Genomic DNA, 10,749 nt, shown 5'->3' on the forward strand with positions numbered 1-10,749 from the left:
AAAACGGTTGTCAGCTCGGAGGCCATGGTGCGGCTAGGGTTTATTGCCATTTTACTGAATCGAATTCCATAAACACGCTTCCCCAAACAACCTCTCAGGGGATTTAGGCGTAAAACCTCACTTGAACATTGGATCGTTACCACTATAACGGAGATAGCCAAACGACGCCTTGTTGTCGGAAGGGCTTCCTGACGAAGTCGCGTAGAGGCCAAATACACAGCCAATGAAGCCACCCGCCACCTGCGTGCTCAGGAACTTCCCGTCGACCTTGTCTTTCAGCAGTTTCCAGTCGTTCGGTTTGTCGGCCACGTAGAAATCGTATGCATCACCTTTCGCGTCGATACGGAGCAGCACCTTTTTGGCGTCGGCGGCAACGGGTGTCTGAGCCAGCAGTTCCAGATTTTTGTCGTTGGTACTCTTGAAAAGCTGCACTACTGGCTTACCCTGCTCGGTCGATTTGGCCAGGAAATAGAAGTGCTTCTCGTCCTGAAAAATCACCAGCCCCGCCTTTTCGTCGGCTGATTTGGCGGTAAAATCCAGGGCGGTTTCGGCGCTACAGTTCAGGTGCTGTTGCCGCTTACCAATAAACGACGGGTTGCCCATTTCCGAAATCGTTTCCGGCTTCAGACTCATCGTCAGTCCATTCGCTTTGCTTAGGCTGAACGACTTGTCGTCGCGGGTACGCAGGAAGAGCAGGGCGGGGTCGAGTGCCTTGTCGAAGGAGATCGTGTAGGCGAAATTGCCGGTCTGGGGCCGGGCGTCTTTCTGCTTTACCTCCTTGAAGTTGCCGACGTAGCTATACGCAATGGGCTTCTCGCCGTGTTCGATCATGGGCCATTCGTCGGCGGTCCAGGTCAGGGGGGCAATAAACGTTTCGCGACCGGTATTGTAATAGTTGCCCTCGTACGGCCGGACCGCCAGGAAGATCGAGTACCACTTGCCGTCTGGCCCTTCCACAAACTGCGCGTGACCGGCTGAGGTGATCGGGTCTTTGCGGTCGGCGGGCAGACCGCGCTGGGTCAGAATCGGGTTTCCTTCATAGGGAACGTACGGCCCCCAGACGTCCTTGCTCCGCAACACGACCTCCGAGTGGTTGACCGACGTACCGCCCTCAGCCGCGTAGAGGTAATACCAGTTGTTCCGCTTCATGATGTGCGGTCCCTCGATCCAGACGGGCTTTTTGCTCAGATCGACACCGCCGTTGACAAGCTGTTTTTCCTCGCCCACAACCTTCAGGTTTTTAGCGTCGAATTCGTACATCCGAATCGTCCGATGGCCCGGATAGAGCGGCTTGCGGTCGGGTGCGTCGCTGTTGTAGAGAACGTACGCTTTGTCGGTCGATTCATCGAAAAACAGCGACGGGTCGATGCCTTTCACCTGCGGCAGTTTCACCGGGTTGCTCCACGGCCCCGCCGGATTCTTCGCCGTCACGACGAAGTTGCCATCGTGGTCGATATCGGTGCAGGTAACGTAATAGGTGCCTTTGTGGTAGCTGATGGCCGGCGCAAACAACCCCCGCGTCATACGCTCGCCCATGAACTCCATCTGCTCGGGCCGGTCGATGACGTTACCAATCTGCTTCCAGTTTTTGAGGTCTTTGCTGTGCAGCACCGGAATGCCGGGGAAGTACGAAAACGTGGAGTTGATGAGGTAATAATCACTACCCACTTTCACGATACTGGGGTCGGGGTAGAATCCGGCCATGATGGGGTTAACCAGCGTCGTTGTCTGGGCCAGCGATGCGTAGTTCGCGCCGGTCAGCAGGGCCGCGCAGAGCGCCGTAAGCATGCGTTTTTTCATACGAGTTTATTCAGTATTGTATGCATTTTTTTAGCCGTTTTTTTTGTCATCCCGAGCCTGCGAGGGATCTTCGCTAGCAGGCTCGGGATGACAAAAAAACGCTGTTGATAAGTCATGAATGGCAGCAACTCTACCCCAGAATATCATCATTCAGAAAGCGCCATTCAGGATTTATGGACTGAATCAATGCTACTTTCTTCTCTCTCCGCCATCCTTTAATTTCCTTCTCGCGATCAATCGCGTTCCGAACGTACTGGTGGTATTCCCAATAGACCAGTCGATGACAATAGTACTTACCTGCAAACTTTTCCGCTTGCCCGCGCGACTCGTAGTGCTCCTGTAACCGCCTGATTAAATCGTTTGTCATTCCCGTATACAGCACCGTTTTTTCAGGGTTTGTGACGATGTACACGTAAAAGGCATACTGGTTCATATTTGCGCGTTTTCTGGTTCATTTACTCTGGTCCCGGTCATTTCTTCTTTGACTTTTTGTCATCCCGACGTCAGGAGGGATCTTCGGTAGCAGGCGATTTTCTCGATTCTACCGAAGATCCCTCCTGACGTCGGGATGACAAAAACCGGGTGACAAACTAGCCAGATGGCAAAACCATGGTTCATGACAAAAACACTACTGCGCCACCAGCGTGTAGACGGTACCGCGCTGCGTGGGAATGTCGTAGAGCCAGGTGGGTTTCAGCGGTTGTGTTGCCGGAGCGGGGCCAGTCAGCGGGGCGGTGATGGGCGCGGGCGTTTCGTCGGTCTGGTAGAACGCGTTCGGATTTGGTCCTGCTGCTGTGGCCAGCGTACCCTTACTCCCTTTCAGTTCGTTTGGGCTACGAATGCGTAGGTTACCGCCCAGGTTCGACCGAACTGCCAGCTTTGTCAGTTTGCCACCGGCCCACTCCATCCCGACGATCTCGAAGCCACCCCGTGCCCGCAACCCACTGATGCTGCCCGTGGGCCAGACGTCAGGCAGGGCGGGCAGCAGGTGAACGGTGCCGTCGTTGCTTTGCAGGAGCATTTCGGTAATGCCCGACGTGCAGCCGAAATTGCCATCGATCTGAAACGGCGGGTGCGCGTCGAACAGGTTGTTGTACGTACCGCCCCCTTCCTTGTTGACGCCCAGCGGGGTCAGCTGATTCTGAATGAGCGTGTAGGCGTGGTTACCGTCCTGGAGTTTGGCCCACCAGTTTACTTTCCAGCCCATGCTCCAGCCCGTCGAGACATCGCCCCGGTGGATTAGCGTCGTGCGCGAAGCATTGAACAGATTGGGCGTACGATAAGCTGAAATCTGGCTGGATGGAAACAGGCCGTAGAGGTGCGAGATATGTCGGTGCTTGTCGTCGGGGTCGTCGATATCGTCGAGCCACTCCTGCAACTGCCCATACTTTCCGATGTGCATGGGCGGCAGTTTGGCCCGCATCTGCCGGAGCGAATCGGCAAAAGGGGCGTCGGTTTTCAGCCGCTCAGCGGCCCGGATGGCGGTACTGAACACGTCGAACACGATCTGATTGTCCATCGTCGTACCAGCATCCAGCGACGAGCCACCGTGAGCCTTCGGTGCGTTTTCGGGCGACGTACTCGGCGTGACGACCAGCCATTTGTATTTGGGATGCTCGACCAGAAAATCGGCGTAAAACTGGGCCGCACCTTTCAGCACCGGATAAGCCGACGACAGAAACGCCCGGTCGCCGGAGTAGAGGTAATGCTCCCACAGGTGCTGACTGAGCCACGCACCCCCGGCGGTCCACATCCCCCAGAATGCCCCGTCGACCGGGCCGTTGATGCGCCAGATGTCGGTGTTGTGGTGCGCCATCCAGCCACGCGCCCCGTACATAACCCGCGCCGTTTCCTGCCCCGTTTGCGCGAGGTCACGAATCATCCCGAACAGCGGCTCGTGCATCTCCGTCAGGTTCGTTTTTTCGGCGGGCCAGTAGTTCATCTGGGTGTTGATGTTGATGGTGTACTTACTGTCCCAGGGCGGGCGCATGCTCCGGTTCCAGATACCCTGCAAATTGGCCGGTTGCCCCCCTGGCTGCGACGACGAAATGAGCAGGTACCGTCCGTACTGGTAGTAAAGCGTCACCAGTTGCGGGTCGTTGACCGAGCGGAAGTTTTTCAGCCGCTCGTCGGTGGGTAGTTTGGCCGCATCGGTCGACGTGAGATCGAGCCGAACCCGGTTGAAATACTGCTGATAAGCCGCGACGTGCGGTTTGAGCAGAGCTGTGTACGACTGGCGAAAGGCCTTGTCGAGCGTAGCGGTGACGCGCTCCGTTTCGTTGCCGCTCAGGTCGTTGTAGTTGACGAAGTTGGTGGCGATGGCCAGGTAAATCGTGGCGGTCGTAGCCCCGTCGACGACCAGCGTCGTTCCGTTGGCCGACACGGTGCCGCCTTTGGTTTTAATACGGGCCAGGCTTTTGAAGGTTACCTTACCCGGTACGCCTTCGTGGTCGGCGGTAGTGCCGGCCAGCATTAGCTCGTTGCGGTTTGTCGTATTGATGACGGCGTTGGGGTGCAGGCTGGTAAATGACGTGACGAAGGAGAGTTTGCCGGGCTTATCGGCGGATAGTTGCACGGCCAGCACGTTGTTGGGCAGCGACGCAATGACTTCGCGGGTGTAGGTTACGTCGCCGACTTTATAGGTCGTTCTGGCGACGGCCCGCTCAATGTCGAGTTCGCGGTAGTAATCGGTGAAAGTATCGTGGCCGGCAAACGTCAGTAATAGATTTCCGACGGGCTGAAACATCTGCCCGTTTGATTTCTTAGTAATGATCGACTTGTTGGCCAGTTGTTCGGCTTCTTTCTGCTTCCCGTCGAAAATCAGCTGGCGAATCTCGGGGAGCACGGCCAGGGCATTCGGGTTGTCATTGCGGTTGGGGCTGCCGCTCCAGACGGTCCCTTCGTTGAGTTGCAGGGTTTCCTCGGGCACATTGCCATAGACCATTGCACCGATCCGGCCATTCCCGACAGGCAACGCATTCTCCCAGACGGTACCCGACGGTTTGGCATACCACAGTTTCAGGTTGGTGTTCTGGGCATAGACCGACGTGGCCAGGGTAAGCAGCAACAGGCCGAACAGGTGTTTCATACGTTGTCGTGGGTCAGGATTGATATGATAAAGGCTGTCTTCAAAACAGATTTGAAGACAGCCTTTACTTATGATTCAGCCACTAATAACCGGGATTCTGCGGGAATTTAGGGCCATCGACAACCCGGTCGATCTGATACTGCGGAATCGGGCGCAGCATGTTGAAATCCTGCACGTATGGCGCAGCTTCCGGATTCCAGGCTTTCACCCGGCGAACCAGCGACCGGGTCCGCACCAGATCGTGCCAGCGCTGCCATTCGCCAAAGAACTCGCGGCTGCGTTCGTCCAGGATAAAGTCCAGCGTTACGTCCGACGGCTGAATCGTCATGGCCGTTACGGCCGCTGCGTTTTGCGCCGACGTGTTGGTTTTGCGGTACGCTGCCCGCTGCCGAACGACGTTGATCAGCGCAGCCGCCTGGGTGGTATTCCCCGCTTTGAAGTAGGCTTCAGCCCCCGTCATGTACACATCGGCGAAGCGGTACAGCACACAGGGACGGGTCGACGGATCGTTGAAGTTAGCCCCCCGGCTGGGGTCCATAAACTTCTTCAGCGCCGGGAAGATACCGTTGTTCCACAGACTGGGCGGCACGACGATTCCTTTGAATGGCCGCGTCCCGACGAACTGTGGCGCACCCGTCACTTCATAATCCGGCAACCATACGGCCGTGTCCTGCCCGACGACCGTGGAGTAACCGATACCCCGCTGGTTGTTGGCGGTGTTGGCGGCATTGGTTATCGACACGTTCGAGATATAAACCGTGTAGAACGAGTTGGCAAACCGCGAATCAACCGTCCGGTTGGTGAACGCCTGATCGAGGAAGTAACTCTTACCCGCGTTGTCGCCCGATGTCCATTTGTAGCTGTTGGGCCGCATCCGAACGTACGGACGACCGTAGTACGAATCCCGGATCATGCCGGATGTACCGTTGTTGACCAGCGTTCCCGACGTGTTCTTGAAGGAATTGATCCCGCTGTTGTTCGGGTAGTTCCAGTTGGTAAACCAGGGCGACAGGTTCTGCGCAGCGCCACCACCGGCGGCCCCACCCACGGTGTAGTAGCCGTACTTGGGATCGAGCACGTGATCGCTCACGAACATGGTTTCCTTGCCGTAGTCGTTGGTCGGGTTGAAGGCATCACCGTAATCCTGCCACAGGTCAAGCCCGTAGGTCGATTTGTTGGCGATGATGTCCGAACAGATCGACGCAGCCTGCGTGAAGTCCGACGCCGTATTGTTCAGCCAGCCACGGGTCAGGTACGCCTTCGCCAGTAGCAATTGCGCCACGGGTTTGGTCGCGGCTTTCCCCAGGAACGGCGCGGTCGGCGTGTTGGGCAGATCGGCAGCGGCTTCGGTCAGGTCCTTGATAATCTGCTCGTATATCTGAGCCGCCGGTTGCCGCGATGCCGCCTGTGAAGGCACGGTGATGAACTGCGTGTGCAGCGGCAGATCGCCCCAGGTCTGTACGGCGTAGAAGTACCAGAAACCCCGCAGAAACTTGGCCTGCGCCAGGTATTGCTTCCGGGTGGCCTCGGGCAGGTCGATCGTCTGTCCGTATTGAAGTACACCATTTAGCGTGTTTATATCCTGAAACACAATCCCCCAGGCCGAGCCGAAGTTACTGCCGTTCAGGCCATTGTAGGTATAGGGAACGGGTGTACCTGCGCTGGCCCCCTGAATAAACTCGTCGGTACCCGCCTGCATCTCGACGGTGAACCCTTCGGTACCCCACTGCGAGCGGATGTCGTTATACACCCCCGCAATACCACCCAGTACCCCCGCCTGACTATTGAAGTACGACGGCACGATCTGCGACTGCGGCTGCTCCTGCAGAATCTTCTCACAGCCCGTACTGGACGCTGCAACAAGACCCGCTACGAACCATACTTTTATTGCTTTCATCGGAATGTCGATAATTAGAATTTGAGATTGACCCCGAACGTGAACTGCCGCACGGGTGGGTTATTGAGGTTTACCGCAATCTGACGGGTTGGTGTACCACCATCGCTGGCACCCTGCGGGGTTACCGTCGAACTGGCGTAGCCGTTCCCCTCCGGATCGATAGCCAGGTGCTGGCTAACCAGGGGCGAATACAGAATGAACGGGTTGGTCGCGTTGACGTACACCCGTGCCGAATTCATCCCGATTTTACGAATCAGCTCGTTAGCGAAAGTGTAGCCGAAGTTGATACTTCTGACTTTAATGAACGAGCCATCGTAGTAACCCAGCGTCGAGCCGAAATAAGCGACGGCGCTACCCGCATCCGGTGCCGGGAAGGCGTTGGTTGGGTTGGCATCGGTCCAGTAATCGGTTTTAATCTGATTGACACGGCTCTGGTTGTAGAAGGCAAAGCCACCCGAACCACCCGCGTTACCGGTCAGGTACGGCACGATCACTTTCATGCCGATACGGGCAAACGAAACAATCGACAGGTCGAAGTTTTTGTAGGTAAACCGGTTAGTCAGACCCGCTTCGAACGTAGGCTGGAAATTGCCCAGAATCTGCCGGTCGTTGGCGTCGATTTTACCGTCGCCGTTCAGGTCTTCCACCCGAATCTGACCGGGGAACTGCGCGGGCGACGTTTGCTTCGCGATCGTACCGTTTTCCTTGTCGGCGTTCTGCCAGATACCGATTTTCCGGTAGTCGTAGATCACCGAGAGGGGTTGACCCACAAACCAGCCCGCGCCAATGTTTGCCTGTTCCTCCGGCGTTGTCAGCTGCGTGATTTTCTCGCGGTTGAAATAATAGATCGCGTCGGCGCTCCAGTTGAATCCTTTCGGATTGCGGAAAATGTCGACGGTCAGCGACGTTTCCAGACCGCTTCCGGCCGTACGACCCAGGTTCTTCAGCGTCGAACCAGCCCCGTTACTTGGCGGCAGCGGCACCGACAGCAGAATGTTCTTCGTCTGCTGACTGTAGTAGTCAATCGAACCGGTAATGCGGTTGTTCAGGAATCCGAAGTCGAGACCAAGATCGATCTGCTCCGTCGACTGCCAGCTCAGGTTGGTCGCGGGCAGGCTCGTCACGGTGTAGGCCAGTTGTTGCCCGACCGTACCCAGGCCGAAGTTGTAATAACCCGCCGACAGGGCACCCAGTGTTGCGTACGCGCCTACGTTCCGGTTCCCCGAGATACCCCAGCTACCCCGCAGTTTCAGGTTCGAGATGGCCGGTACGCTTTTCATGAACGGCTCTTCGATGATATTCCAGCCCGCGCCGATAGCCGGGTAATTGAAATACTGGTTGCCCGGCGACAGCGTCGACGAACCATCCCGGCGCAGCGTCAGCGTCAGCAGGTAACGGTCGTTGTAGCTGTAGTTGACCCGACCCATGTACGACAGCAGCCCCAGTTCGGAGAACGTATTGCCGAAGTCTGAACTGGCCACCGGCGTTCCCGATGCCAGCGCGAAGTTCGACGTTTTGATATAATCGGCGGGGACACCGGTAACCGTGAATCGGCTACCCAGCGCGTGGTTTTTCGTCACCTCGTACAGGCCGGTAACGCCAATCTTATGCTTGCCGACTGTCTTGTCGTAATACAGCAGGTGCTGGAGGTTGACGTCCCAGTATTCGGTGTTGCTGATCTCCGCGTTCGACGACGACTGCACCGTAGCCTGGTTGAAGTACGTCAGCGGGCCATTGTACCCGTTGAAGTTCGACTGGCTAAAGTTCAGACCCGCGTTGAACCGATAACGCAGACCCGGTAGAATATTCCACTCGGCATACAGGCTGTTAAACGTACGCAGCGACCGGGTACGGCTCAGATACGAATCTTTTTTGGTCAGCAGCGTCAACGGACTGATCGTTGCCGCATCGATGGAGCCTTCCGCCGGGAACAGGTTCAGTGTGCCGTCGGCATTGTAGGGCGATGCCAGGGGCGTCAGCCGGACCAGGCCGCCCGGCACGCCATCGCCACCCGGTGTATTCTGATAAGTCAGCGTGTTCAGCATGTTCAGGCCGACCTTTACGTTCTTACCAATGCGCTGATCGATGGTCGCCCGCAGTGTAAACCGCTCGAAGCGCTGACTGGGAATGATACCCGTTTCGTTGAAATAGCCTACGCCCAGCGAGTACTGCGTGTTTTCGCTGCCGCCCTGCATTCCCAACTGATGGTTGGTCTGGAAGCCGGGTTTGTAGATCAGCCCCTGCCAGTCGGTCGAGACGCCGGCCGCCAGGGCCGCGCTTTCTTTCTGAGTGAGCGGATAAGCCGTCGTACCTGGTGCCGACCGGTTGTAGGTCGTTGCATCCGCTTTGAACTGCGCGTATTCCGCCCCGTTCATGACGTTGTACTTACCCATGATGGTCGTTATGCCGTGGTAGCCGTCGTAGGAAAATACAGGCTTTCCGGTTTTACCGCGCTTGGTCGTCACCAGAATAACCCCACCCGATCCGCGCGATCCGTAGATCGCCGTTGCCGACGCATCTTTCAGAATTTCGAGGTTCACGATGTCGGCGGGGTTGATGTCGTTCAGACCACCGTACGGAATTCCGTCGACCACCACCAGCGGACCATCCAGTCCGTCACTACCGCCGGCACTGGTTGTCAGCGTCCGGTTACCCCGAATACGGATCTGTCCCTGCGAACCGGGCGTCGAGCCATTGCTGGTGATGGTTACCCCGGCCGCCCGGCCTTTCAGCTGGTTGACCAGGTTCGGGGCGGGTACTTCTTTCAGCGTCGCTTCATTCACCGATGCCACCGACCCGGTAATATCCCGCTTACGCTGTACGCCGTAGCCGACAACGACGACCTCATCCAGCGTTTTATCGTCGGGGGCCAGGCTGACGTTGAGTACCGTCTGCGTACCTACCGCAATCTCTTTCGCGGCATACCCTACCAGTGAGAATACCAGCGTGGCTCCATTGGGTACTGTCAGCCGGTAGTTACCGTTGGCATCCGTTGTCGTACCGCGCGTCGTCGACTTGATCTGCACGTTCACGCCGGGCATTCCTTCGCCTTTCTCATCGGTAACCCGACCTGAAATCTGAACATCCTGCCCTTCCGGACCTACCGCAGCATACAGGTTCGGTACCGTGCCGGCTCGATGATTCAACAGCTTTTTCGTGCTGGCGTCAGTAGCCAGCGCACTGGTTGCCAGGCCCAGCAGCAGCAAGCCCGGTAGCCCCATCGTTCGGGTCGGTTTTACCCAAGTAGCGGGCAACCCCAATTGATAAAGTAAACACATACAGTAGAGTAGTTACAAGGTTGACAAATTGGTGAAGCACGGGCGGCAGGCCCGCACAAGGCTAATGTGTCTATGTTACACATTAGTGAGTTGACATAATGACGCTCAGCATAGGATAGGAATCAGTTAGGGGTTTGGAATGAGGGAAACCGGTTGTTTGGCAGTACGAGAAGCGGTATTAATCGGGCAATGTATGGGGTAGCAGGGCTACGGCTGTCAGCCGGCTCAGGGCCGTCACCCACATATTGGGCAAAGGATTATAGATGAGCGGGGCAACCATACCTTATATACTGTACAATAGTTTATGCAATCGGTTGTAAAATTTAAGTACAATTATACAATGACATATTCATAACGCAAAATTTAGAATTACCATAATTTGACTTTCTATTATCCAAGTCTGCGCAAATGCGACCCAGATACGCCCAGCACTACCTTCTCAGCGGTATCTGGCGATGAATCCGGCGACGAAAAAACGCGTGAGTTGCTGCAATCGGAACACAGTTCTGCCGGGTAGGGGGCGGTTGCGTTCTGGCTACCCCCCAGCCCCCTAAAGGGGGTGAACTTCATTTATGGAATGCTCCCCCTTTAGGCTAATCTTGTAGGGGTTTTAATTCGGATTGAGTCCATAACCTAGTTTGATGAAATAAAAACGCTCCACTGCCTGACTCAACACCCTGAGACCA

General features: G+C 56.4%; 5 protein-coding genes. All 5 read right to left on the minus strand.

Annotated elements, in window-relative coordinates; all coding sequences use genetic code 11:
* Nucleotides 1-117: 117 nt before the first annotated feature.
* Nucleotides 118-1,800 (minus strand): glycoside hydrolase family 43 protein, encoded by a 1,683-nt coding sequence (locus CLV58_RS27510; RefSeq protein ID WP_106141056.1) that lies wholly within the window; start codon nucleotides 1,798-1,800, stop codon nucleotides 118-120.
* Nucleotides 1,801-1,930: 130 nt separating this feature from the next.
* Nucleotides 1,931-2,233 (minus strand): GIY-YIG nuclease family protein, encoded by a 303-nt coding sequence (locus CLV58_RS27515; protein WP_106141057.1) that lies wholly within the window; start codon nucleotides 2,231-2,233, stop codon nucleotides 1,931-1,933.
* Between the two features lie 195 nt (nucleotides 2,234-2,428).
* Nucleotides 2,429-4,888, minus strand: coding sequence for a glycoside hydrolase family 95 protein (locus CLV58_RS27520; RefSeq protein ID WP_106141058.1), 2,460 nt, complete (start codon nucleotides 4,886-4,888; stop codon nucleotides 2,429-2,431).
* A gap of 82 nt (nucleotides 4,889-4,970) precedes the next feature.
* Complete coding sequence (locus CLV58_RS27525) at nucleotides 4,971-6,785, minus strand: RagB/SusD family nutrient uptake outer membrane protein (RefSeq protein WP_106141059.1); 1,815 nt, start codon at nucleotides 6,783-6,785, stop codon at nucleotides 4,971-4,973.
* 14 nt (nucleotides 6,786-6,799) lie between these two features.
* Complete coding sequence (locus tag CLV58_RS27530; RefSeq protein WP_245882489.1) at nucleotides 6,800-10,063, minus strand: SusC/RagA family TonB-linked outer membrane protein; 3,264 nt, start codon at nucleotides 10,061-10,063, stop codon at nucleotides 6,800-6,802.
* Nucleotides 10,064-10,749 lie beyond the last annotated feature (686 nt).

It is taken from the genome of Spirosoma oryzae, from assembly GCF_003002825.1.
Taxonomy (GTDB): domain Bacteria; phylum Bacteroidota; class Bacteroidia; order Cytophagales; family Spirosomataceae; genus Spirosoma; species Spirosoma oryzae.

Bases quoted from the DNA above. Each gene is read 5' to 3' on its own strand.
- CLV58_RS27525 (WP_106141059.1), bottom strand. From the start codon at position 6,785: ATGAAAGCAATAAAAGTATGGTTCGTAGCGGGTCTTGTTGCAGCGTCC.
- CLV58_RS27515 (WP_106141057.1), bottom strand. From the start codon at position 2,233: ATGAACCAGTATGCCTTTTACGTGTACATCGTCACAAACCCTGAAAAA.
- CLV58_RS27520 (WP_106141058.1), bottom strand. From the start codon at position 4,888: ATGAAACACCTGTTCGGCCTGTTGCTGCTTACCCTGGCCACGTCGGTC.
- CLV58_RS27510 (WP_106141056.1), bottom strand. From the start codon at position 1,800: ATGAAAAAACGCATGCTTACGGCGCTCTGCGCGGCCCTGCTGACCGGC.
- CLV58_RS27530 (WP_245882489.1), bottom strand. From the start codon at position 10,063: ATGTGTTTACTTTATCAATTGGGGTTGCCCGCTACTTGGGTAAAACCG.